General features: G+C 61.1%; 22 protein-coding genes and 1 pseudogene. 11 read left to right on the forward strand and 12 right to left on the reverse strand.

The genetic code is table 11. From position 1 onward, the window contains the following. Positions 1 to 113: 113 nt before the first annotated feature. The gene (locus ACSBLW_RS10920) at positions 114 to 1049 is read right to left on the reverse strand and encodes a tripartite tricarboxylate transporter substrate binding protein (protein ID WP_435256650.1); all 936 of its coding nucleotides are present in this window, start codon (positions 1047 to 1049) and stop codon (positions 114 to 116) included. 120 nt (positions 1050 to 1169) lie between these two features. Here ACSBLW_RS10920 and ACSBLW_RS10925 point away from each other — a divergent pair, with 120 nt between their 5' ends. The 5 genes from ACSBLW_RS10925 (at position 1170) to ACSBLW_RS10945 (ending at position 6426) form a co-directional block, all read left to right on the forward strand. Continuing rightward, positions 1170 to 1961, forward strand: a complete 792-nt coding sequence (locus ACSBLW_RS10925; protein ID WP_435256651.1) for an IclR family transcriptional regulator — start codon at positions 1170 to 1172, stop codon at positions 1959 to 1961. A 123-nt stretch (positions 1962 to 2084) separates the two neighbouring features. Then, complete coding sequence (locus ACSBLW_RS10930; protein ID WP_435256652.1) at positions 2085 to 3563, forward strand: aldehyde dehydrogenase family protein; 1479 nt, start codon at positions 2085 to 2087, stop codon at positions 3561 to 3563. Next, entirely contained in the window at positions 3560 to 4210 is a 651-nt protein-coding gene (locus ACSBLW_RS10935; RefSeq protein WP_435256653.1) for an HAD-IA family hydrolase, read from the forward strand. Before ACSBLW_RS10930 ends, ACSBLW_RS10935 begins: the two co-directional genes overlap by 4 nt. Before the next feature lie 3 nt (positions 4211 to 4213). Then, the gene (locus tag ACSBLW_RS10940; protein WP_435256654.1) at positions 4214 to 5566 is read left to right on the forward strand and encodes an aminotransferase class III-fold pyridoxal phosphate-dependent enzyme; all 1353 of its coding nucleotides are present in this window, start codon (positions 4214 to 4216) and stop codon (positions 5564 to 5566) included. A 422-nt stretch (positions 5567 to 5988) separates the two neighbouring features. Then, the gene (locus ACSBLW_RS10945; protein ID WP_435256655.1) at positions 5989 to 6426 is read left to right on the forward strand and encodes a MarR family winged helix-turn-helix transcriptional regulator; all 438 of its coding nucleotides are present in this window, start codon (positions 5989 to 5991) and stop codon (positions 6424 to 6426) included. A 1-nt stretch (position 6427) separates the two neighbouring features. On the opposite strand, the gene ACSBLW_RS10950 is transcribed toward ACSBLW_RS10945, so the two are convergent. Then, positions 6428 to 6892, reverse strand: a complete 465-nt coding sequence (locus ACSBLW_RS10950) for a MarR family winged helix-turn-helix transcriptional regulator (RefSeq protein WP_435256656.1) — start codon at positions 6890 to 6892, stop codon at positions 6428 to 6430. A gap of 57 nt (positions 6893 to 6949) precedes the next feature. Next, entirely contained in the window at positions 6950 to 7579 is a 630-nt protein-coding gene (gene maiA, locus ACSBLW_RS10955; RefSeq protein WP_435256657.1) for a maleylacetoacetate isomerase, read from the reverse strand. Between the two features lie 120 nt (positions 7580 to 7699). Between maiA and hmgA the strand changes: the two genes are divergently transcribed. From hmgA to ACSBLW_RS10980, 5 genes are read left to right on the forward strand one after another with little or no spacing between them, the layout of a single operon-like run. Beyond that, positions 7700 to 9061 carry a homogentisate 1,2-dioxygenase gene (gene hmgA / locus ACSBLW_RS10960; RefSeq protein ID WP_435256658.1) on the forward strand — a complete coding sequence of 454 codons (1362 nt, stop codon included), beginning with the start codon at positions 7700 to 7702 and terminating at the stop codon, positions 9059 to 9061. Continuing rightward, positions 9058 to 10314: a fumarylacetoacetase gene (gene fahA / locus ACSBLW_RS10965; protein ID WP_435256659.1), complete on the forward strand. Its 1257-nt coding sequence runs from the start codon at positions 9058 to 9060 to the stop codon at positions 10312 to 10314. Before hmgA ends, fahA begins: the two co-directional genes overlap by 4 nt. Before the next feature lie 11 nt (positions 10315 to 10325). After that, positions 10326 to 11276, forward strand: coding sequence for an MBL fold metallo-hydrolase (locus tag ACSBLW_RS10970; RefSeq protein ID WP_435256660.1), 951 nt, complete (start codon positions 10326 to 10328; stop codon positions 11274 to 11276). A 21-nt stretch (positions 11277 to 11297) separates the two neighbouring features. After that, positions 11298 to 12914 carry an FAD-dependent oxidoreductase gene (locus ACSBLW_RS10975; protein WP_435256661.1) on the forward strand — a complete coding sequence of 539 codons (1617 nt, stop codon included), beginning with the start codon at positions 11298 to 11300 and terminating at the stop codon, positions 12912 to 12914. A 4-nt stretch (positions 12915 to 12918) separates the two neighbouring features. Then, positions 12919 to 13119, forward strand: a complete 201-nt coding sequence (locus ACSBLW_RS10980) for a DUF2783 domain-containing protein (RefSeq protein WP_435256662.1) — start codon at positions 12919 to 12921, stop codon at positions 13117 to 13119. Between the two features lie 72 nt (positions 13120 to 13191). Here the strand turns inward: ACSBLW_RS10980 and ACSBLW_RS10985 are convergent, their stop codons facing one another. The 7 genes from ACSBLW_RS10985 to ACSBLW_RS11015 form a co-directional block, all read right to left on the reverse strand. Further along, the gene (locus tag ACSBLW_RS10985) at positions 13192 to 14304 is read right to left on the reverse strand and encodes a class II histone deacetylase (protein ID WP_435256663.1); all 1113 of its coding nucleotides are present in this window, start codon (positions 14302 to 14304) and stop codon (positions 13192 to 13194) included. Further along, a complete protein-coding gene (locus ACSBLW_RS10990; protein ID WP_435256664.1) occupies positions 14301 to 15239 on the reverse strand; it encodes a branched-chain amino acid ABC transporter permease in 939 nt (312 codons plus the stop codon). Before ACSBLW_RS10990 ends, ACSBLW_RS10985 begins: the two co-directional genes overlap by 4 nt. Then, the gene (locus tag ACSBLW_RS10995) at positions 15236 to 16105 is read right to left on the reverse strand and encodes a branched-chain amino acid ABC transporter permease (RefSeq protein ID WP_435256665.1); all 870 of its coding nucleotides are present in this window, start codon (positions 16103 to 16105) and stop codon (positions 15236 to 15238) included. The genes ACSBLW_RS10990 and ACSBLW_RS10995 overlap by 4 nt, the downstream gene beginning before the upstream one ends. Further along, positions 16102 to 16800 (reverse strand): ABC transporter ATP-binding protein, encoded by a 699-nt coding sequence (locus tag ACSBLW_RS11000; protein ID WP_435256666.1) that lies wholly within the window; start codon positions 16798 to 16800, stop codon positions 16102 to 16104. The genes ACSBLW_RS10995 and ACSBLW_RS11000 overlap by 4 nt, the downstream gene beginning before the upstream one ends. Further along, on the reverse strand, positions 16793 to 17512 hold the full coding sequence (locus ACSBLW_RS11005) for an ABC transporter ATP-binding protein (RefSeq protein WP_435256667.1): 720 nt from the start codon (positions 17510 to 17512) through the stop codon (positions 16793 to 16795). Before ACSBLW_RS11005 ends, ACSBLW_RS11000 begins: the two co-directional genes overlap by 8 nt. Then, positions 17512 to 18789 carry an ABC transporter substrate-binding protein gene (locus ACSBLW_RS11010; protein WP_435256668.1) on the reverse strand — a complete coding sequence of 426 codons (1278 nt, stop codon included), beginning with the start codon at positions 18787 to 18789 and terminating at the stop codon, positions 17512 to 17514. Before ACSBLW_RS11010 ends, ACSBLW_RS11005 begins: the two co-directional genes overlap by 1 nt. 72 nt (positions 18790 to 18861) lie before the next feature. Continuing rightward, the gene (locus ACSBLW_RS11015) at positions 18862 to 19806 is read right to left on the reverse strand and encodes a helix-turn-helix transcriptional regulator (protein ID WP_435256669.1); all 945 of its coding nucleotides are present in this window, start codon (positions 19804 to 19806) and stop codon (positions 18862 to 18864) included. A gap of 263 nt (positions 19807 to 20069) precedes the next feature. Here ACSBLW_RS11015 and ACSBLW_RS11020 point away from each other — a divergent pair. After that, positions 20070 to 20753, forward strand: a pseudogene (locus ACSBLW_RS11020) (IS6 family transposase); the annotation flags it as partial. A 93-nt stretch (positions 20754 to 20846) separates the two neighbouring features. Here the strand turns inward: ACSBLW_RS11020 and ACSBLW_RS11025 are convergent. Then, a complete protein-coding gene (locus ACSBLW_RS11025; RefSeq protein WP_435256670.1) occupies positions 20847 to 21701 on the reverse strand; it encodes an MBL fold metallo-hydrolase in 855 nt (284 codons plus the stop codon). Between the two features lie 162 nt (positions 21702 to 21863). After that, positions 21864 to 23351 (reverse strand): aldehyde dehydrogenase family protein, encoded by a 1488-nt coding sequence (locus ACSBLW_RS11030; protein ID WP_435256671.1) that lies wholly within the window; start codon positions 23349 to 23351, stop codon positions 21864 to 21866. Position 23352 lies beyond the last annotated feature (1 nt).

A 23352-nucleotide genomic window follows, 5' to 3' on the forward strand; every position in this document is an offset into this window, starting at 1 on the left:
CTCTGTCTTGCGCTGGCTGATGTTCTTTGCTGGCCGGGGCCGACGGAAAGACAGTCGCGCCACGCGGGCCGAATCAAGCCCAAGCCCCGGCAGGGGCTTGGGCCGGGCTGGCGTTATTCGGCCAGCATTGTCGCGATACGCCCCGAGACTTCGATGTCTGAGGCGATCCGGGCTGTGGCGTCGGCGGCATCCATCCAATAAACGCTCGCGCCGGTCTGGGCAGCAAGTTCCTGCGCACGGGCCGAAGCCATGGTTTCCTTTGCCGATGCGATGATTTTTTCGCGCACATCAGCCGGAGTGTCCTTGTGAACGAACAGCCCGTTCCAGAGCGAAATGTTCAGATCGGGGGCAACTGAGGCAAGTGTTGGGGCATCCGGGACGACTGAAATCGGACCTTCGGTAACGGTGGCCAGAATCTTCACGCTGTCAAGGCAGGGAAGAAGTTGCTGGATCGTAGTGTTGATCACATCAAAGTCGCCCGAGGCCAGCGAGTTGCAGTCCAGCGCGCCCGAGGACGCCTCGCCCCCCCACGCGAAGCCCATCTCCTTGGCCGCAGCAAGCGTTGCCTGAGTCGGAAGAAGGAAAGCGCCGAAATGGCCAAGCAGTTGCGGTTCGGTTTTCGAATGCTCGGCCAACTCGGCCATGGTGGAGTAGGGTTTGTCAGCCGCAGTGGCGATGACGAAGGGATAGGTCAGGAAGATGCCCAGTGGCTCGAACGGATTGGGGTTGAGCGCGGGAACGCCGACTTCAGGGCCGACGACCGGGATGTCCACCACGAACGAGCCGATGGTATAGCCGTCTGCGGGGGCAGTGGCGACTTCGGCCGCGCCGGGAAAGGGCCCGCCCTCGGACGGTTTGTTGACTACGGCCGCCGCGACCCCATACTTGGTCTGGAAATCTTCGGCGATCATGCGTGTCAGGACATCTTCGAGATCGCCCGGCGGGAAGGGGACAACAAAGCTGACAGGACGATCGGGGTATTCAGCGGCCACCGGTCCGGCAAGACTTGCAGCCGCCACGGCAAGCAGGACAAGTTTCGAGTTAAGCATTGACGACCTCTCTGCGGTTTATTATTATCACCAGTGGTTCAACAATAGTCGTCACGCCGCGTTCCGTCAACGAATTTGACGCGTATTCGGCGGGGTATTTCGGGAAGCGCAGGCGCCATCATGTCCAGCACCGTAGCCAAAGCGTTGTCTTTGCTTGATTATTTTTCTGAATCCGAGCCCGAGATCGGGCTGTCGGAGCTGGCCCGCAGATCGGGCGTGGACAAGGCGACCGTGCATCGCATGCTGTTGGTCATGTGCGACTACGGGCTGCTGGAAAAGCGTGGAGATGCGCGGCTTTACCGGCTGGGCGCGGGCGTTCTGCGGCTTGCCCGGGTGCGGGAAACGGCATTTCCTGTGTCTTCCGTATTCCAGCATTCGCTCGACACCTTGTCGGCGGCGATTGGTGAAACTGCACATGCTTCACTGATTTCCGGCCGTGCCCTTGCCACAATCGGCGTCAGCGAAAGCAACCGGGGCAGTCGCGTTTCGCTGGTCGCGGGCGAGATCCTTCCCATGCATACTACTGCGTCCGGATTGGTCGTTCTGGCGTTCTCGCGTCCCGATTTCGTTGATCGTGCTTTGGCAGAATCGCTTCCGGCGAAGACCTCGCGGACGATCACAGATCCCAATGTTCTAAGGGCGCGTCTGCAGGAGATTCGGCTGACAGGTTATGCTGAGGCCGACCAGACGAATGAGGATGACGTCTACGGAATTGCGATGCCGGTCTTTGATACTGATGGCACGCCCGCGGGCGCGATTGCCGTGGCGATGCCCGCGCATCGAATGACGAATGAATTGCGGCGCCAGACAATTGAGGCGCTGTTCGCCGAGGCAGAAAAGCTCAACTTTGGGCTCGGGGGGCGGCCATCAGCCGAATTCCGTGCTGCTGCTGCCCGGTTCGTTCCGAGCTGATCTCCTCTTAGCCAGGCACGGAATGCTATGGCGCCACGGTTCGCTGAGGGTGAATGGGCGGTTGACCCGCCCTTACCCGCGGTGCATAATATGCACCACTGGTGTAAATAAAGAACCAACAAGATGCAGACTCATATTGAATCCCTTCGCACTGCGCCGCTCGCGCCGTTCCTGCACATCATCGACGGACGCCGCGTTGCGGCCTCTGATGGCGGGACAATGACCGTCATCTCGCCCATCGACGGCAGCGCCCTGACCACCTACGCGCGAGGGACAAAGGCCGACACCGATGCTGCCATCGCTGCCGCCCGCCGGGCCTTTGACGACGGTCGCTGGTCTGACCTCGCCCCCGCGGTGCGCAAAAAGGTGCTGTTGAAGTGGGCCGACTTGATCGAGGCTGACGCGCTGGCAATCGCCGTGCTGGGCGTCCGCGAGAATGGCACCGAAATTGGCATGGCGCTAAAGGCCGAACCGCTCTCGGCCGTGGCAACGATCCGATACTATGCCGAGGCCATTGATAAGCTGTACGGCGAGATTGCGCCCACTGACCCGGCCTTCCTTGGCCTCGTCCACCGTGAACCGGTGGGTGTCGTGGGGGCCATCGTGCCATGGAATTTTCCGCTCATGATTGGCGCATGGAAGTTCGCGGCTGCACTGGCTGCGGGCTGCACTATGGTGCTCAAGCCAGCCGAAACCGCCTGTCTGACCCTCGTTCGAGTCGCGGAATTGGGGCTGGAGGCGGGTCTGCCCCCCGGCGTCTTTAATGTCGTCACAGGGGAAGGCGCAGTCGTTGGCGCGGCCATCGCAGAATCAATGGACGTTGATGTGCTGGTGTTTACCGGATCAGGTGGCACCGGGCGGCGGTTGCTCGAGGCGGCGGCGCGGTCCAACCTCAAGCGTGTCTATCTGGAACTTGGCGGCAAGTCACCGAACATCATCTTTGCCGATGCCCCCGATCTGGACGAGGCCGCCAAAGTCTCGGCGCAGGGCATCTTCCGTAACTCGGGACAGGTCTGTATTGCCGGATCACGGATATTGGTCGAGCGGAGTATTCATGCGGCCTTTGTCGAAAAGCTGTCCAAACATGCGGCGGCCATCAAGGTCGGCGATCCGCTGGACGGCACGACCCAAGCCGGGGCGATCAACTCCGAACGCCAGTTGATGCAGAACCTTGCTTTCGTAGAGGAAGCCAAAGCGAATGGCCGGAGCGTCATCGGTGGCGAACGCATCCTGCAAGAGACCGGCGGTTACTACATGCAGCCCGCCATTGTGGCTGATGCGGCCCCTCAGGATCGTGTTTTCCGGGATGAGGTGTTTGGTCCAGTACTGACCGTGACACCCTTCGACACCGAGGCCGAGGCCGTCGCCTTGGCAAACGATACGGCCTATGGTTTGGCGGCGGCAGTGTGGACCTCGAACCTGTCGCGGGCACACCGGATGGTCCGGAAGATCCGCGCCGGGCTGGTGCATGTGAACACTTATGGCGGGTCTGACCTGTCGGTGCCCTTGGGCGGCGTCAAACAATCCGGGAACGGGCATGACAAGTCGCTGCACGCTTTCGACAAGTTCCTCGACCTCAAGACCGCTTGGGTGAAGCTGTGACCCGGGCGCTCGTACTGGATTTTGGCGGGGTCATTTCGAAAACCCTCTTCGAAACGCATGCTTTGTCGGAAGCGGCCCTTGGCCTTGCCCCTGGTACGCTGACGTGGCGCGGCCCCTTTGACCCTGCTGGTGATGCGCCATGGTGCGCGATGCAGGCCGGTGAGATGACAGAGCGCGAATACTGGGCTTTGCGGATGCAAGAAACCAGGGCGCTGGTGGGTGAGGTCTGGACCGAGTTTCCTCAGTTCGTCGGTCGGTTGCGCGGGGCCGATCCCGCTTCGGTGATCCGGCCCGAGGCGCTGGAGGCTATCGCACAAGCAAAGGCGTCGGGATACAAGTTGGCGATCCTGTCAAACGAACTTGACCTGTTCTACGGCAAGGATTTCCGGGCAAAGCTGCCTTTCCTTTCCGATTTCGACCTGATCGTCGATGCCACCTATACCGGTATCCTGAAACCTGACCCGCGTGCCTTTCGCTTGGTGACCGATGGTCTGAACCTGCCGGCTGCGGACTGCGTCTTTGTTGACGATCAGGCCAAGAATCTGGGGGGGGCCAAGGCCGAAGGCATGCCCTATGTCCACTTTGATGTCACTCGTCCCGGCGACAGCTACGCCCGTGCCTTTACCCTGCTTTCCAAAGGAGCCTGACCGATGAAAGACTCGAACTTCCTGAAGGAGAACAACGCACGGCGTCTGTGGCATCCGATGTCACATCCTGCGGAAAGCCTTGCCAACCCGCCAGACATCATTGTCGAGGCCGAAGGGGTTGAAATTACCGACATCGACGGTCACCGCACCATTGATGCCGTGGGCGGGCTTTGGAACGTCAACCTCGGGTATTCCTGCCAGCCGGTAAAGGATGCCATTTCGGCCCAGTTGAACCGGCTGCCCTATTACTCGATCTTTCGTGGCACGACGAATGACAATGTCATCGAACTTGCCGAGATGTTGGCCGAGTTTTTTGCCCCTGATGGGTTGTCGCGCGCCTTCTATACCTCGGGCGGGTCAGACGGTGTTGAAATCGCGCTGCGTCTGGCGCGGCAATATCACAAGATCCGGGGTGAAGCGGGGCGGATCAAGTTCCTGAGCCTGAAGAAGGGCTATCACGGCACGCATACCTTGGGCGCATCGGTTAACGGCAACGCCAATTTCCGCACCCAATATGAGCCCCTGATGCCGGGCTGTTACCATACGCCAGCACCCTACACCTACCGCAATCCATTCAACGAGACGGATCCGGAACGGTTGGCCCAACTGTGCCTTGCCGCGATCGAGGATGAGATCAAGTTTCAGGATGCCTCGACCATCGCGGCCTTCATCATGGAGCCGGTGCTGGGAGCCGGCGGGGTCATCCCCCCGCACGAAAGCTTCATGCCGGGCGTGCGGGCGCTGTGTTCGCAATACGGCATTCTGCTGATCGCGGATGAGGTGATTACCGCCTTTGGTCGGACGGGCAGTTGGTCGGGTTCACGGCACTGGGGGGTGCAGCCTGACCTGCTGGTCGCGGCCAAGGCGATCACCAATGGTTACTTCCCCTTTGGCGTCGTCATGGTCGCTGATGCAGTGGCCGAGGTGTTTGAAAAGGACACGTCGGGGAAGGGTGCCATCGCATCAGGCTATACCTATTCCGGCCATCCCGTCGGGGCGGCGGCTGCCATTGCCTGTCTGAGGGAAACCGACCGCCAGCAGGTTCACCTAAATGCAGCTGCCCGTGGCAAACAGCTTTTCACCGGGCTTCAGGCGCTAATGGGCAGGCATCAGGTCATCGGCGATGTGCGCGGAGGTCACGGTCTGATGTGCGCGTTAGAGTTGGTGTCGGACCGCGGCGCCAAGACCCCCATCGACAAAAAGACGATCAGCAAAGTGCATCGCGCGACTTATGAGGCCGGGGTAATGGTCCGGGTCTCGGGCAACAACATCATCTTGTCGCCGCCGCTGGTGGTGTCTGAGGCGGATGTTGCAAAGATCGTATCTGCGTTGGACGCGGGCTTTAGCGCGCTCTGACCCGGATTGAAATTGCGAAGGGCGCTGTGGCGCCTGCCGCTTGTATCGGCAGGTCGGATCGCCTTCTGCAGAACTGCGACCGCGCCGGCCGTTCTGAAAGGGCCTGAACATCACCTATAGATCATCAGGGCGCCGATGCAGGTCTTGCCCTGATGGTAGGGCGACTTGCGCGTTGCCCCCGGCGATGGCCACCGTGGAGCCGGCGCATGGGGCCTATGCATATAGATCTGCAGTCTTTGTTGCGCCCGCGCGTCGATGCGCGCCATCAATCCCGTCGCGCTGTTGTGTTTGAACCGCTAGCGCGGGTTCGGCCCCTGCCGGGGCCTTGGCCACACACACGCGCTCCGGGGGCTGGCCGATTTGATCTGTATCATATCGTTACATCTGCAACCAGTGCAGTCTGAGCAAAACAGGACGCGCGGATGCTCAAGGACTTCTTCCCCTACCAACTTGCCGTTACCTCTGCGGCCTTCTCGCGGCTGTTGGTTGATGTCTATCAACGGCGCTTTGGCCTCGGGCGCGACGAGTGGCGCCTGCTGTTTCTCTTGGCCGAGGTCGAGGCCGAATCCTCGCTTGACCTGGGTCGCAACACCTCGTTGGACAAGGTTCAGGTCAGCCGCGCGGCAGATCGGCTGATCAAAAAGGGCCTGATCCAACGGCAGACATCAGACAAGGATCGGCGGCTGTGGCTGTACACCTGCACGCCCGAGGGCCGCGCCATGTTCAATGAGGTCCGCAATCTGGTTGAGGCGCGGTCTGAAGCTGTCCTCAAGACCATGCCGCTGCAGGACCGAAGGGCGCTGTTGCGTGGCTTGGCAGCGCTGCAGCGTGCGACGGACAAGGTGTCGGAAAAGCTTTAGGTCAGTCGGCGCTTCGGCCGGTTCGTGGCGACATGGACATGAGACGGCGCAGTAGCGCGATCAACTTTCCTGCATCCGCACTGCCAATCTCTTGCCGCAACTGTTGATCAAAGCTGACCGCATGCGCCCCAAGTTCGGCAAAAACCTCTTGCCCCTTAGTGGTCAGCGACAGCACTTCGGCGCGGCGATCCTTTTCACTTGGTGAGCGCAACAGCATCTCTGCCTGTTCCAACGCCGCGACGGCACGGCTCACCTTGGTCTTTTCGATATGACTGATCGCACAGATGTCGCGTGCAGTCATTGCGCCGAACTTGCCCAAATTGGCCAGTACCCGCCACTGCGTGCGGGTAAAGCCATAGCGGTCACGGTAAACAGCCTCGAACCCATGCGACGTCGCCTCGGCCGCCTGATTCAAGAGATATGGCAGAAAGGCATCCAGATCAAAGTCGGTCGTCTGTTCGGTCATTCGCACAAGGTCGCTGGGGTAAGTGTTCGAAGTTATGGCACAGAACGAAGTGGCAAGTCATCCAGCAGGTTTTACCCGGTCGGGATGGGCCGCAGCGAAAGCGTCCAGTTTCTCAAGCGTCTGCGAAACGGCAAGGGTTCTTGGATAACGTGACAGGTCGACGGCCCACCGTCGCGCGTTATAGATCTGCGGAACAAGACAGATGTCTACGAGCGTCACCGTATCGCCAAAGCTGTAGCAACCGATCGCATGACGCGACAGCAAACCCTCGACCCCCTCAAGCCCAAGCGCGATGAAATGGCCCATCCAGCCCTCCATCGTCGCACCCAAGCTGACGGCATGGCGGGCCACGCGCAGATTGCAGACTGGGTGAATATCCATCGCCACCGCGTAGGCCATTGCCCGCACGATCGCCCGATCAGACGCTGTGCCTGGTAACCATCCTGCGGCCCGGGTTTCCTCAAGATACTCGAGGATCGCCAGCGACTGGGTCAGGCTTGTCCCGTCGATCTCGAGTGTCGGAACCAGTCCTTGGGGATTGCGCGCCAGATTTGCGCTACCCTGCTGTGCGCCGGCCAACAGATCGACCGTCTCAGCGCGGTGTGACAACCCCAAGAGGTTGAGCGCGATCCGTACCCGATAGGCCGCCGACGATCGCCAATAGTCGTAAAGCACCGTCTCAGCCATCGCATCCTCCAGATCGTTTCATTTGCAACTTTATATTGACTTGGTTGCAATCGCAACTATAAACGCCACAGAGCCGACCAGACTCGGCAAGGCCACCATCCCAGCACTGTGGAGGAGCGTATGACCAGCCATTCCTTGCCCAAGGGCATGATCCGGGCAGCCTCGATTGCCGGGCCGCATGAGGGCTATATGCCCGGTTTCGGCAACGACTTTGAGACCGAGGCCCTTCCGGGGGCGCTGCCGCAAGGTATGAACAGCCCACAAAAGTGCAACTATGGGCTTTATGGCGAACAGCTTTCCGGCACGGCCTTTACCGCGCCAAGCCATCAGAATGAGCGGACGTGGTGCTATCGCATTCGCCCGTCGGTCAAGCACACGCACCGGTTCAAGAAGATCTCAGTGCCGCATTGGAAGTCGGCGCCCTGCATCGACCCTGATATCGTCAGCCTTGGACAGTATCGTTGGGATCCGGTTGCCGTTCCGGGCGAGGATCTGACTTGGGTTACCGGCATGCGCACCATGTCCACGGCGGGGGATGTGAACACGCAAACCGGTATGGCCAGCCACATGTATCTGGTGAACCAGAGCATGAATGACGAGTATTTCTTTTCGGCCGATGGCGAATTGCTGGTTGTGCCTCAGGAAGGTCGGCTGCGGTTTTGCACCGAGCTGGGGATCATCGACCTTGAGCCGCGCGAGATCGCCATTCTGCCGCGTGGGTTGGTTTACCGTGTCGAGGTGCTGGAAGGCCCCGCCCGCGGGTTCGTCTGCGAGAACTACGGACAGAAGTTCCAGTTGCCGGGCCGTGGTCCGATCGGGGCAAACTGCATGGCCAATCGCCGTGACTTCAAGACACCCGTGGCGGCCTATGAGGATCGCGAGGTGCCGTCCAAGGTCTATGTCAAATGGTGTGGCCAGTTCCATGTCACTGAAATCGGCCACAGCCCGCTCGACGTGGTGGCTTGGCATGGCAATTATGCGCCCTGCAAATACGACCTGCGCACCTATTGCCCAGTCGGTGCGGTGCTGTTCGACCACCCCGATCCGTCGATCTTTACCGTGCTGACGGCGCCAAGCGGTATCGAAGGCACAGCGAACATCGACTTCGTGCTGTTTCGCGAGCGTTGGATGGTGGCCGAGAATACCTTCCGCCCGCCATGGTACCACAAGAATGTCATGTCCGAGATGATGGGCAATATCTATGGCATCTATGATGCCAAGCCCAAGGGCTTTGTCCCCGGCGGTATGTCGCTGCACAACTGCATGCTGCCGCATGGACCCGACCGGAACGCATTCGAGCACGCCAGCAACGAGCCGATGGTGCCGGTCTTTCAGGCCGAGACCATGAGCTTCATGTTCGAGACCCGTTTCCCGCAGCATCTGACGCCATGGGCCGCGACGGCTGGGCATATGCAGGAAGATTACATCGACTGCTGGGGAACGCTGGAGAAGAAGTTCGACGGCACGCCGGGGGTGAAATGACCAGCCTCATCCGCTCTTGGGTTGACAGTGCCAACGCACCGGACAGCCCCTTTCCGCTGAACAACCTGCCATGCGGGGTGTTTTCGGTGGACAATTCCGCTGCGCATTGCGGGATGGCGATTGGCGATTTCATCGTTGATCTCACCATGCTGGAAGCCAAGGGTCTCCTCGATCTGGGTGCGGCGCGCCTTTTCGATGTGCCGGTCTGGAACAAGGTGATGGAAGCAGGGCCCGCCCTTTGGGCCGCGTTGCGGGCCAAGGTGACGGCGCTGCTGGCCGAGGGCGCGGCATCCCGCGCGGCGGTAGAGCCCTACCTTGTGCCGCGTGCGGGGGCCACTCTCCACATGCCGTTCCGCGTGGCCGAATACACGGACTTTTACGCCGGTCGCCATCACGCCTTTAACGTCGGCACCATGTTCCGGGGCCCCGAAAATGCCCTGCCGCCGAACTGGCTGCACATCCCGATCGGCTATAACGGGCGGGCGTCCTCGGTCGTCGTGTCCGGCACCGAGGTGCGCCGCCCCTGGGGGCAGGTAAAGGGGCCGGACCATGCCGTTCCGTCCTTCCAACCCTCGCGCCGCTTCGACATCGAGCTTGAGATGGGCGCGGTGGTGGGCACGCCGTCCGAGGGACCGGTGACGGTGGCCGAAGCCGACGACATGATCTTCGGCTACGTCCTTCTGAACGACTGGTCGGCGCGCGACATCCAGGCATGGGAATACCAGCCGCTCGGGCCCTTTCAGGCCAAGGCGACAGCGACTACCATCAGCCCGTGGATCGTGATGAAGGCTGCGATCGAACCCTTCCGCACCTCCACGCCCGCCCGCGAGGTGCCGCAGCTTCCCTATCTACACGAACCGCGCCCGATGCTCTACGATATCGCGCTGGAGGTAGCCTTGCAGCCCGAAGGTGGGGCCGAGACCATCATCGTCCGCACCAATTACGCCGAGATGTACTACTCGGCCCCCCAGCAACTGGCCCATCACACGACCAGCGGCTGTGCGATGAACACCGGCGACCTTCTCGGGTCCGGCACGATCTCCGGCCCGACGAAGGAGAGCCGCGGCAGCCTCTTGGAATTGTCATGGGGCGGCAAGGAGCCCATCGCCATCGCGGGTGGCACGCGGACATTTATCGAGGACAACGACACTCTCATCCTGCGCGGGCAGTGCAGGGGTGACGGATACATCATCGGTTTCGGCGACTGCACGGGCAAGGTCATTCCCGCGCTGGCCGACCCCTACGCACGCTGAGGAGCATCATCATGGCAAAGGCATTCGCCTCGCAGGGCGACATGGCGGAAAAGAAGATCAGCTTTACAGAGATCGGCGAAGGGCTTTACGCCTTCACCGCCGAGGGCGACCCGAATTCGGGCGTCATCATCGGGGATGACAGCGTCATGGTGGTGGAGGCGCAGGCAACCCCGCGCCTCGCGCAGAAAGTGATCGACTGCATCCGTGGCGTGACGGACAAGCCCATCTCCCACGTCGTGTTGACCCATTACCACGCCGTCCGCGTGCTGGGTGCCTCGGCCTTCATCGCCCCGCAGGTCATCATGTCCGAAGCGGCCCGCAACATGGTAGCCGAACGCGGGCAAGAGGATTGGGACAGCGAATTCCAGCGCTTCCCCCGCCTGTTCCAGGGGTATGAAAGCATCCCCGGCCTGACCTGGCCCACCACCACTTTCAACGGCAGGATGACGGTGTGGCTGGGCAAGCGGCGGGTGGACATACTCCAACTCGGTCGCGCCCATACGGCGGGTGACGCGGTGATCCACGTTCCCGACCAAAACGTCATGTTCACCGGCGACATCGTCGAGGCGCATTCCGCCTGCTACTGCGGCGACGGCCATTTCGCCGACTGGGGCAACACGCTGGAGGCGATCCGGGCCTATGACCTCGATGCGATTGCTCCGGGTCGGGGGGATGCGGTCGTCGGGCGCGACGCGGTCAATTCGGCGCTCGACCGGACCAAAGATTTCGTAGAGTCGACCTACAGACCAGTCGCCCGCGTCGCCGCCCGCAATGGTACGCTGAAAGAGGCTTGGGATGCCTGCCGTGCCGAATGTGATCCCAAGTTCAAGGACTATGCGATCTACGAGCATTGCCTGCCTTTTAATGTTGCTCGGGCCTATGACGAGGCGCGCGGCATCCACCATCCCCGCATTTGGACCGCGCAGCGTGATCAGGAAATGTGGGCGGCGCTTCAGGGCTGACGAAAACTCTGGGAGGATGACATGAAGGACTTTGTTCCGGACCGCTATGCACTGGCGTTCCGCCTATATCCCTATGCGAAATCGCCCGATCAGGACGCCGCAACCCCCGTGCGCCGCAAGGTAGTGGTTGTCGGCGGCGGTCCAATCGGTCTGGCCACTGCCCTTGATCTTGGTCGTCGCGGGGTGCCAGTCGTCCTGCTTGACGATCACGAAGGCGCCGGGCTTGGCAGCCGCGCCCTGTGTTTTGCCAAGCGTACGCTGGAAATCTGTGACCGGCTCGGCGCGGCGAGACCGATGCTGGACAAAGGCGTACAGTGGAACGTGGGCAAGGTCTTCCACGATGACCGACTGCTATATGAGTTCAACCTTTTGCCCGAAGGCGGCCATGCCTTCCCGGCCTTCATCAATCTGCAACAGCCTTGGTTCGAAAAGTTCTTGTTCGACGCCATCGTCAACGCCCAGGCCGAAGGCGCGCCAATCGAGTTGCGGGGCAAGAACCGGGTCGATGCCGTTATACCAGCCGCCGATCACGTCGTGCTTGAGGTGATGACACCCGATGGCCCTTACAAGCTCGAGGCGGACTGGTTGATTGCCTGCGACGGCGCCCGCAGCCCCCTGCGCGGTATGCTGGGGCTCTCCTTTGATGGGCGGGTATTCGAAGACAATTTCCTGATCGCCGACGTTAAGATGAAAGCGGATTTCCCGACCGAGCGCTGGTTCTGGTTCGAGCCGCATTTCAAATCGGGCGACTCAGCGCTGCTGCACAAACAGCCCGACGATATCTGGCGCATCGACTTCCAACTTGGCTGGAACATCGACCGTGCGAAGGAGATGGAGCCCGCGCGGATCCGCGCCCGTGTGGACGCGATGCTCGGGCCGGACGTCGAATATGAACTCGACTGGTGTTCCATCTACACCTTCCAGTGCCGTCGGATGGACAGGTTTCGCCACGGCCGCGTGCTTTTTGCCGGCGATGCCGCACATCAGGTTTCTCCTTTTGGCGCAAGGGGGGCGAATTCTGGCATTCAGGATGTGGACAATCTGGCATGGAAACTGGCGCTGGTGCTGGACGGGACCGCGCCGGAAAGCCTGCTGGACAGCTATGATGCCGAACGAGTTTACGGGGCGGACGAGAACATCCTGAACTCCACCCGCGCGACCGACTTCATCACGCCGAAAACGGGCGTGTCCAAGATGTTCCGTAACGCCGTTCTGCAACTTGCTGAGACAGTGCCCTTTGCGCGGACGGTGGTGAATTCAGGGCGGCTGTCTATGCCCTGCACCTATGACGGATCGACGCTGAACGGGCCGGACCATGCCGACATGCCCGCACGGACGCGGCCGGGGTCGCCTTGCCCGGATGCACCCCTTGGCGACGGCTGGCTTCTGGCGCGGCTGGGGCAAGGCTTCACGCTGCTGGCCATCGGAGCCGAGGTGCCGGACTACCTGACGGCGCATGGCCTGAGCTTTCCGCGTCTGGCGCTGGAGCCGACGCCAGAAATCGTCGCCCGGTATCTGGGCAGGGCGGAGAGGGCCGTCTACTTGATCCGCCCCGACCAGCACGTCGCCGCGCGCTGGGATCGTTTCAACGAAGCGGAGATGGCCGCCGCATTGGCCCGTGCCATCGGAAAGGGCTAAGGACATGCTGATCACGACCCCGAACCTGACCAGGCCAGACGACACCTATGCCCGGCTGATCGCCACACATGACGGGCTGGACGAGGCAGAAAGCCACGCCCTGAACGCACGGCTGATCCTGATCCTGATGAACCACATCGGAGACCACTCCGTGCTGGCCGAGGCGTTGCGGCTGGCGCGGGATACGAAGTCCCGGGCACCCTGACGAGAGTCTTTCCAGACGCGGCGGACGCGCTGGAAAGGCTTCCCGCAACGCAGATTTGTTAAATGCGAAGGCCTAGGCGGCCTTCGCAAGTTTGTCCGCCTGTGCAAGCAGGCGATCACGCTGGAACGCGACATAGTCCGCCGCAGGCTGCTGTGCGCACAGCAGGTCGAGCACCGGGTCCCTGACTTCGGTTCTGGTCCCAGCCAGGGTCTCGACCACCGCAAGACCACAGAAGGGAACGATGGCTTCCGCATAGCCCCCCTCGTGGACGCAAAGCATGCGCCCGCCGCATAATTCGGCGGCAAGAGCCATGATTTCGGCCGTCATTTCACGGAAAGTATCGGAATGGGCCTGCATACGGGCAAGCGGATCGAATCCGTTCGCGTCAAGCCCACTCGCGACGATGATCATGTCCGGACGGAAATCGCGCAGTGCCGGCACGACAAGGATTTCCATCGCATCCAGATAGGCGCGGTGTCCGCCGCCGGGCAGGAGCGGGACGTTCAGGTTGGTGCCGAAGCCGGCGCCCTCGCCACGTTCCGATGGAAGGCCTTGACCGGGCGGGAAGCAACCCTCCTGATGGATCGAAATCGTCAGCGTGTCGGCCCGGTTGTAGTAAACCGCTTGCGTGCCGTTACCATGGTGCACGTCCCAGTCAAGCACGGCGACACGGAGCGGGCCATGCTTGGCGCGCAACGCTTCGATTGCGATCGGAATATTGGCGAGCAAGCAGAAGCCCATCGACTGCTCGGGCAGGCAATGGTGCCCTGGAGGACGCGACAGGACATAGGCGTTCTGTACACGCCGCGCCCAGACGTCGGCAACGGCTTGCTTGGCCAGTCCCGCCGAGATGGCCGCGATCTCGAAGCTGCCTTGGCCGAAGGGTGAATAGATGCCCGCGTTGCCTCCACCAGCATCGGACAGGGCCTTGAAGCGGTCAATGTAGTCGGCCGGGTGCACACGCAGCATGTCTTCCCGCGTTGCGGGAGCTGCGCCGCGCATGTCCAGATGCTTGGTTAGACCCGAGACCTCAAGCAGGTTGCGGAAACGCCGCTTGCTTTCGGGGCTTTCAGCGTGACCCGCTCCGGCCGGCGGTTGTACCCAGCCGCCCACTGGCAAAATCAGGGCGTGTTCGCCCGTGGTGTGCCAAAGGCAGCGTTCATCGTGATAAAATGCGGTCTTCACTGCGGAATCTCCTTCTTGAAGCGCGCGGTCATGCGATCGATCAGCCCCATGAGACCGCCCGGTGCGAACAGCATTACGGCGATGGCCGCCAGACCCAGCGCCATCAGGGTGGCTCCGGGCGAGAACGCCAGCGTCTCGCGAAGCGTGAAGTACAGCACCACCCCAATGATTGGCCCGGCCAGACGGCCGATGCCGCCGATGATGCATACGAAGATGGTGACGACCATCCATGTCATGTCGAAGGCAGCCGTGGGGGTGATGAACAACACCGACAAAAAGTTCACCGCACCGGCCATACCCGCGCCAGCCGCCGAGATCAGGAAGACCGTCAAGCGGATGCGCATCGGGCTGATTCCGATCGAGCGTGCCGCGATCTCGTCGTCTCGCAAGGCTCGCAGGCGCAGGCCGAAAGGTCCTGCCATCAGCCAGCCAACCAGAACGATCAGGCCGATGGCCAAGGCGAGCGCCGCCCAGTAGGTGTAGCTACCCATCCACTCTCGGTTGATGGCCCGGGCACCGGCCAGCGGCAGACCAGAGGCACCGCCAAGCCAATCAGTGCGGCTCACGACGATCCGCAGGATTTCGGCCGCAACCCACATGCCGACGGCGAAATAGACGTCGCGCAGACGGAATAGGATCGGTGCAAGCACCAGCGCCAGCCCCGCGGTTGCTGCCCCAGCAAGCGGGATCGCCAAGTAGGGGTTCAGACCGAGGTCGCGGCTGACCGCGTAAAGTGCGTAGCCTCCGATCCCGAAAAGGGCGTGATGGCCCAGAGAAAGCAAGCCGCCATAGCCTGCCAGCAGGTTCCATGCTTGAGCGAGGGCTAATAACACCAGAACCTCGACCCCAAGGACCAAGACACCACGCTCGGCGAAGAATGGCAGTGCTGCGAGGCCCAAGCCAGATAACAGGAAAAAGATCAAACCGGGTTTCATCGCGTCCGCCTCCGCCCCGCAAGGCCCTCGGGCCTGATCAACAGGATCGCCAGCAAGAGTATGTGCCCGTAGAGCAGTCCCGAGGCCGGGTCGACCCGGAAGCTGACGGCATGAACAAGGCCCAGCACCAAGCCGCCGGCAAGGCTTGCCCAGATCGATCCAAGCCCGCCGATCACGACAACCTCGAAGGCGATAAGGAGCCGCTCCGCCCCAGAAAACGGCGTGACCGTGGACCGCATTGCCAGAAGCATTCCTGCCAGCGCGGCCAGTGCCGCCGAAAGAGCCATGACCGCTGCGAAAACTTGCCGCCGGTTGACGCCCATCAGCGCCACGATCTCGGGGTCGTCGGCCGTCGCGCGGACCGTCCGGCCCGCGCTGCTGTGGTGTAGTGACCAATGCAACAGGCCGAAGAGGGCAAGCGTCAACCCGAAGGTAACAAGCGGCAGCAAGCCCAGCGAAAATTGCCCAACCACGACCGACGCCGTCTTGAACGCGCCAACGTCAAGCGATCTGCTGTCTGCTCCAAACACTTCGACTAGCAGATTCTGCGTCAGCACCGAAAGGCCGAAGGTCAGAAGAAGTGGGCGCAGCGGGTCAGGGCCCAGCACACGGTTGATCAGCGCCGACTGGATAGCCCAGCCAACGGCAAACATCAGCGCCGTAACTATTGCCACCAGCACAACGGGGTGCAAGTGCACGGCTCCGGCGATGGAAAACGCCATGAAGGCGCCGCCGATCACCAACTCGCCATGAGCGATATTGGCGATCCGCATCACTCCGAAGATCAGCGACAGGCCAAGCCCGAACAGGGCGTAGAGCGCTCCTAGCATCAAGCCGTTCAGGAGGGTTTCGAACACGATGTTCATGCGTCCTCTCCAAAGTAGGCGCGGCCGATGGCCAACATGTCGGCGCCCTTGGCCTGCCCCGTGAGCTGAGTCTTGCCTTCGAGGACACACAGGAAGCGATCCGCCAAGCGCAAGGCGCGACCGATATCCTGCTCGACCAGCACCACCGCCATGCCCTCGCCCCGGATCTGCGACAGAGCTTCGTGAACCTGGTCCACCACCACTGGCGCAAGTCCAAGGCTGACCTCGTCCAGAAGCAGAAGAGAGGGGTTCGCCATCAAGGCCCGCCCGATCGCGACCATCTGCTGCTGCCCGCCGGACAGAAGCGCCGCTGGCCGATTTGCGAATTCCCGCAGGATCGGGAAAAGCGCGCAGACGCTTTCCATGTTCCATGGGCCGCGTCTCCCAATCCGCGCGCCCATGAGCAGATTCTCGGCCACGGTCAGCGAGGGAAACATCCGCCGCCCCTCGGGGCAGAGCGCAACGCCCAGCCTGGCGCGCTCGGGCGCGCTGAGCGCACGCATGTCGCGGCCCTCAAGTGTGAACTTCGCTGCGCGGGAAACCGTTAGGCCCGAGATCGCTCGCAGGAATGAGGTTTTGCCTGCGCCGTTTGCTCCGATAAGAGCCAGTGTCTCTCCGGCGGCGAGTTGCAGGTCCATGCCGAACACGGCCTGGAAGTCACCGTGGAAGGCTTCCATCGCCTCGATATCAAGCATGGCTCGCAGTCCCCAGATAGAGTTCGCGCACGAGTGGATCCGCAGCGACAACGTCAGGGCGGTCCTCGATCACCTTGGTGCCGAGATGCAGCATCAAAATCCGGTCGCATGTGGCCTGCAGAGCGTGGGCGATGTGCTCGATCCACAGGATTGCAAGCCCGGGCCTCTTCAGCCCTTGGATCATCTCCACGAGGGCTTGGACCTCGGGTTCTGTCAGCCCTCCCGAGATTTCGTCCAGAAGCAGCACCTTCGGCCCGGTCGCCAGCGCCTTGGCCAGCTCCAGCCGCTTGCGGTCGAGAAGCCGCAGACTGCTGCCCGTGGTCATGGACAGGCATGAGAGCCCGGTACGTTCCATAACCTCTTCGGCACGTTCCAGCGCAGCGTGCCCCTGAAGGCCGCCACCTGCGTCGGCTGCCAGCCGCAGATGTTCCGCCACCGTGAGCGAAGCGAAGGGCTTGGGGACCTGGAAGGCCCTCGCCAAACCAGCCTTCACACGGGCCTCCGGGGGCAGGGCCGACACGTCGGCCCCGTCCACGTAAACCCGTCCCGCATCGGCTCGGGTGACGCCGGCCAGCAGATCGAAGAACGTGCTCTTTCCGGCGCCGTTCGGCCCCATCACGCCCAGACACTCGCCCCCCCGCACGGTGGTGGCGACATCGCACACCACCTGCAGGGAGCCGAAGGCCTTGGACAGCCCCCGAACCTCCAGCATCAGAGTTTCGAAAGCGCGACGGTCTGCGCTTCGACCGGCATCGACGGTGCCAGGGTGTTCTCGGTGATGACCAGATCGTAGGCATGCTTGGCGCCGGTCTTGCGCCACTGCCCGCCGGCGACCTCGGTCCGCGCGACGTTCTTGATCGGGCTGCCTGCCCAGTCAACTGGGCCGACCATCGTATCCATCTTGAGGGCCGCGATGGCGTCGCGCACCAGGTCGCGGTCCTTCGGCGCGCCCGATGCTTTCAGCGCCGCGATGCCGGTCTCGAAGAGGGCGTGGCTGTAGCCAAGTGTTTGCATCCATTGGCCGCCAGACTTCTCTTCCCAGGCCGCAGCCAGCTCTGCGGCGGTCTGGCCAGTCAGCGAGCTGACGAAAGGCACCTTGGGCGTCCACCAGACCTCGGTGGTCATGCCGTCGCCGCGGTCTCCAAGCGCCTGGATGGCGCTGGGGAACAGGAAGGCCGCGGCAAAGGTTGCAGCTTCGGGCGTATAGCCGGCCTGACCTGCCTGCGCCCAGAACGTGGACCAGTGGGGCGGGAAACCGAAACCGGTCACGATCTCAGCGCCTGCCTCCTTGAACTTCGAAACCTGTGCGGAGAAATCCGAGGTGTCGATTTGGAACATCCCGCCATCGACGCGGGAATAGCCCGCACTGGCCATGAAGGACGGCAGGCCGAGGTCAGGGTTGGCGAAGGCCTGTCCGGCTGGGTTGTCGAAATAGAAGTCACCCACGACCTTGTTGGTCGAGACCTGATCCCAGATCCGGGTGAAGGTGGACATAGCATCGTCCGCGCCCCAGAAGAAGGTAAAGCTGTAGGGGAATCCCTGTTCGGGATTCGACCCGCGCCCGAACATCCAAGCCTGCCATGGTCCCATCGTCGAGATCGAGGGAATACCGGCGATGTCCGACATCTCGCCCGTGGCGACGGAGGCATCAAGGTCCTGAACCAGCAGCAGATCCACGTCCTCTCGCTGGATAAGTTCGTTTCCGACGCTTGCTGAACGGTTCACGTTGCTCTCATTGTCGCGCATCAGGATTTCCACCTGATATTGATGTCCGCCGATGTCCAACCCTTTGGCTAGGAGGGCGTTTACCTGCTCAAGCATCCAGGGATCGGACGCACCGAACTCAGCCCGCGGGCCCGACAAGGCCGTGATATAGCCGATGCGGATCACACGGTTCTCGGCCCGCACGATGCCAGGCGTTGTTAGCACGCCTGCAGAGGCCACGCTGCTGGCAAGGAAAGATCGACGGGAAAGGCTTGATCTGGTCATTGTCTCGCTCCGTAGACTAAGATTCTCGTCAGGGTGCACGTGCCAAGAACCAAACTATATAGTACAAAAATACTATCTCTCGCCCGCAAGAAGCCGTGCGAGATCAAGTTTCCCAGCAGTGCCTGTCTTGCGATAGACCGATGCAAGCTGGTTGCGGATTGTATGTGGCGAGACCCTGAATGTGGCCGCAATCTCGCGCATGGTCAGCCCAGACAGATACAGCTCCGTGACGCGACGCTCCTGAAAAGCGAGCTGGTCCCATGGCCCTGGCCGAGACATCCGGATCAGGACAAGGTCATCGGCGTAGGCCTCGGCTTGAAGGACGACGGAGTCTCCCTGCCATTGCGTCGCTCCGGCGCCAAGTTTGCGTAACAAGGCGGTTATCGCCCGTTGGCTCAACCCCTCGGCCTCGAGGGCCGGCTGGAATCCGCGTGAGGCGCGCACGAGTTCACCCGCGTTGTCTACTACCGCCGCCTCACCGCCTTGCGGCGCACGCGCCCGGATCTCACTCCTTAACGACAGCGATAGGCTTTGCTCGAGGTGTCTCAGGATCATCCGGAAATCGGTGACCTCTTCCTGAGTGAAAGCCGCTCCCTCGTGTCTGTAGAGCGACATGAAGAAGTTGAACGTTGAACCTTCTCCAAGGCGACAGTGGCCATTCAGGATTGCATTCAGACGATATGCGACGCAAAAGCTACGAAAAGCCGGGTCAACTTGTGCCAATCCTGGTGAAAGTTGCATCGCATAGACAGGAAGGTTGCGGCCACGGCGGACAAAGGGATCGACATGCGCGATCGCGCGCACCGCCGACTCGAAGCTGCGGGACAGAGCATGTGTTGACGATTTGACGATGGTGACACGCCCGCGTGTGAAGTTCGACCAGCCCCACCACGCCGCGTCGAAAGGGATCAGGTCGCGCAAGAAGCCGACCATCCTTCCCTGATGATCCGCAACCGACGAGTCGATCGCGCTCGCCATAAGGCGCAGTACAAGATCGCTCAGGCTTGTCGTAAGCATTCCGGTGCTCCTCAAAATTACGGGATCCAAGATACTACCAGATCATGGACAACCGCTGGGCTACAAAGCTCGGGATGGCATGTGCAGTCGTCAATGGGGCCGCTCTGCATATCCTCCGCCGCCTGGCGCAGCGTCGCGGTGTCGACTTGGCTCTTGGCGATGAAGGGTGCTACCAGAGGCGGTGTCAGAAGAACTTGGCTTGAGCGGGTCTTGTCAGAGTAACTTCTCTTGAGTTGTGGCAGGGCGCCGTTTAGCGTCCTAGCAGAACCAATCTCTCCCCCTTCAAGTACTTCAAGACCAGCCCCAATCATTCGCCTGGCGCTGATGCTGTACGTTCGGTTTCCGCTGTCGCTGCACGACGTAGAGGATCTGCTGCATGAGAGCGGTATCGAGGTCAGCCACGAAACAGTTCGGTTCTGGCGGAACCGGTTTAGCCCGTTGTTCGCCGCTGAGATCTGCCAAGAGCGGGTAGGCGGAAAGAACAGGGCCCAGCACATGCGGTGGCATCTGGATGAGGTCTTTGTCAAGATTAGTGGCGAGCGCCATTAGCTTTGGCGTGCCGTCGATCACGAAGGCGAAGTGCTGGAGAGCTATTTAGAAAAGCGGCGGGACAAGAAGGCCGCGCTTAGGTTCTTCAAGAAAACGTTGAAACGGCACAGATCTACAGGCGAAGTCGCAACCGATCGGCTCGATCCTATAGGGCCGCGTTCAATGGGCTTGGCGTGGGTGATCGCCAGACGACCGGGCGCTGGCTGAACAACCGGGTTGAGATCTCCCACTTACCCCTTCGGCGACGCAAGCAAGCGATGCAGCGGTTCCGGCAAATGCGATGTTTTCAGAAATTCGTGGCGCTCCACGCCTCCGTCCATATCCACTTCAACCAAGATCGCCATCGCTACAGCCGAGACAGTTTCAAGCACCTGCGCGCTGTGGCCCTTGCCGAGTAGCTGCAGTTCTGTTCCGCCTAGAACCTAGGCCCGCCGCCAAACGGAGATCAATTCGAATTCGTCTGACAGCTCGATTTATTGGGATGAACCGCTCTATTCGATGGGAACAACAAGGCCATCGTGTCCGACAACAACATGCCCGTTCCAGTGTCGAGATACCTCTCGACGCCAGTCGGCCTCGGTGAAATCGGGGTCGTCTGCAGGCACCAGATGGTTCAGCACAAGCTGTCCGACCATTCCCGCCGCGGCAATCCGGCCCGCATCCTGCGCCGTTGTATGCGAGGCCAGAAGATGTTCTCGAAGTCGTCCAGCTCCGGGCGTGCGAGCAACTAGTTTGTCGACTCCGGCCACAAGCATCGCCTCGTGTACCAAGACGGTCGCGCCTCGTGCGAAATCTGCAAGCGGTGGGAAATAGCAGGTGTCAGCCGAAAATACGACGCGTTTGGTTCCAGCTGCAAAACTTAACGCAAAACAATCTGTAACTGGCGGGTGGTCTACCCGCATTGCCTTAACCTCAATCCCGTCTAGATCAACTATCGGCCCTTCACCAAACTCTGTAACCTCGACCAGGATCGCAATATCGGGACGTCCTTCATCGACCAACCGAATGTCGTGGTCAAAGCGCATAGCCTTCAGGAAGTTCTCCCAATATGCGCCAATTCCGGGTGGCCCGAAAACCCGCACTGGTCTGTTTAACCCGGTTGTCCAAGCGGTGTACAGCAGTGGCCCAAGTTCCAAAATGTGGTCCGAATGCAGATGCGTAATGAAGATCGCGTCAATATTAAGCAATGATACGCCGGAGTAAACTGTGCTGCGAGCAGCTCCGATGCCGCAGTCGATCAATATCCGGCGTCCCGCAAATTCAAGTAGGCTGGCCGTCGGCATGGCGCCACCTTGGCGGAGCGCAGGACCACCCTTGACGCCGAGTAGTGTGATCTGATCAGTCATGAATTGCCCTCAATGCTCAAGAGAAATGGACAGCCGTATAGGGAAGAGCAGGTCTTGAATGATCTCATCGTTCCGTCCCCGGCTGAACGTGGTGTTGTCTCTCCAAATATTGGGTGCCCATCAGGGCCAGTGTTTTGCTGTGAAGCAGCACAACCAAGACCTCTACAGCTTCATCCATACCGTCTTCAGATCGACATATTTGTCGAGCGCGTGCAGCGACTTATCCACACCATTGCCAGACTGTTTCATGCCGCCCATCGGGGTCGTGATGTCCGAACCACCGTAGGTGTTGACGTGCAGCTGGCCGGATCGGATCCCCATCGTTACCCGGTGCGCAGTCGAAATATTCGATGTCCAGACGGCGCCCGACAATCCGAACTCGGTCGCATTTGCCAGATGGATCGCTTCTTCTGCACTATCGAAAGGCGTCACGGAAAGAACAGGGCCGAACACCTCCGTCCGAAACACCGTCGCGTCAGGTGCGACGTTGTCGAGCACGGCCGGCGACATATAGGTTCCGCCCGTTTCCGCTAGCACCCGCTCTCCACCGATCAGCCGATTTGCGCCCTCGGCGATCGCCCGTTCAACAAAGGAAAGGTTCTGAGCCAATTGTTCAGGGCTATGGACTGCTCCAATCTGCGTGCTGACCTTCAGGGGATCACCAATGGTCATGCTCGCCGCAATTTCAGCCACGCGGGCGGTAAATTCTGCGTGGATCTTACGCTCGACCAGCAGGCGGGAGCCAGCGATGCAGACTTGCCCTGCATTGCGGAAAATGCCGTTGGCACAGACATTGGCCGCAACTTCCAAGTCTGGTGCATCGGCAAAAACCACGTTCGGAGACTTCCCGCCAAGTTCCAAATAGCAGCGCTTCATGTTTGAACGCGACGCATATTCAAGAAGCCTGCGCCCGGTGCCGCCCGATCCTGTAAAGGCCAGCACATCGACATCCATGTGTAGGCCGATTGCCTCTCCGACGACAGAGCCGTGGCCAGTCACCACATTCAATACACCATCGGGAAGGCCGGCCTCTTGTGCCATTGCCGCAAGTTTCAAGAGCGAAAGCGAGGCGCTTTCTGCGGGTTTGAGAACGACCGAATTACCGGCAGCCAAGGCGGGCGCAATCTTCCACGACCCGATCATCAGCGGGAAGTTCCACGGCACGATGACTCCAACGACACCCACCGGTTCGCGATGAAGCAACGCTAACGTCCCGGCTGGTGTCGGTGCAATCTCGCCGCTGACCTTATCGATCGCCTCAGCATAATATCGGAAGGTTGCAGCCGCTGAACCGGACTCGGCATTGATCGCCATGCTGATCTCGGTGCCATTGTCGCGCACACCCAGAACAGCAAGTTCTAGCGCGTGCTTTTCGATCAGGTCAGCAAGGCGGTGCATAATCCGTTTGCGCGTGGCAGGTGCCATGCGCGACCACCGACCATCTTCGAACGCACGTTTTGCGGCAGCGACGGCCGCATTGACATCTTCCGCCGTACCTTCCGCAATGGTAGTCAACGGCGACCCGTCGATTGGGCTCGTGACCGCGCACGTGCCGCCCTGTGCGGCGGGGCGCCACACCCCGTCAATCAGCAGAGATTGTACGGGAATTTGCGTGCGACGAAGCGCGTCGATGGCCGCTTGATCGAGCATT

Source organism: Thioclava sp. FR2 (assembly GCF_051200875.1).
GTDB lineage: Bacteria > Pseudomonadota > Alphaproteobacteria > Rhodobacterales > Rhodobacteraceae > Pseudotabrizicola.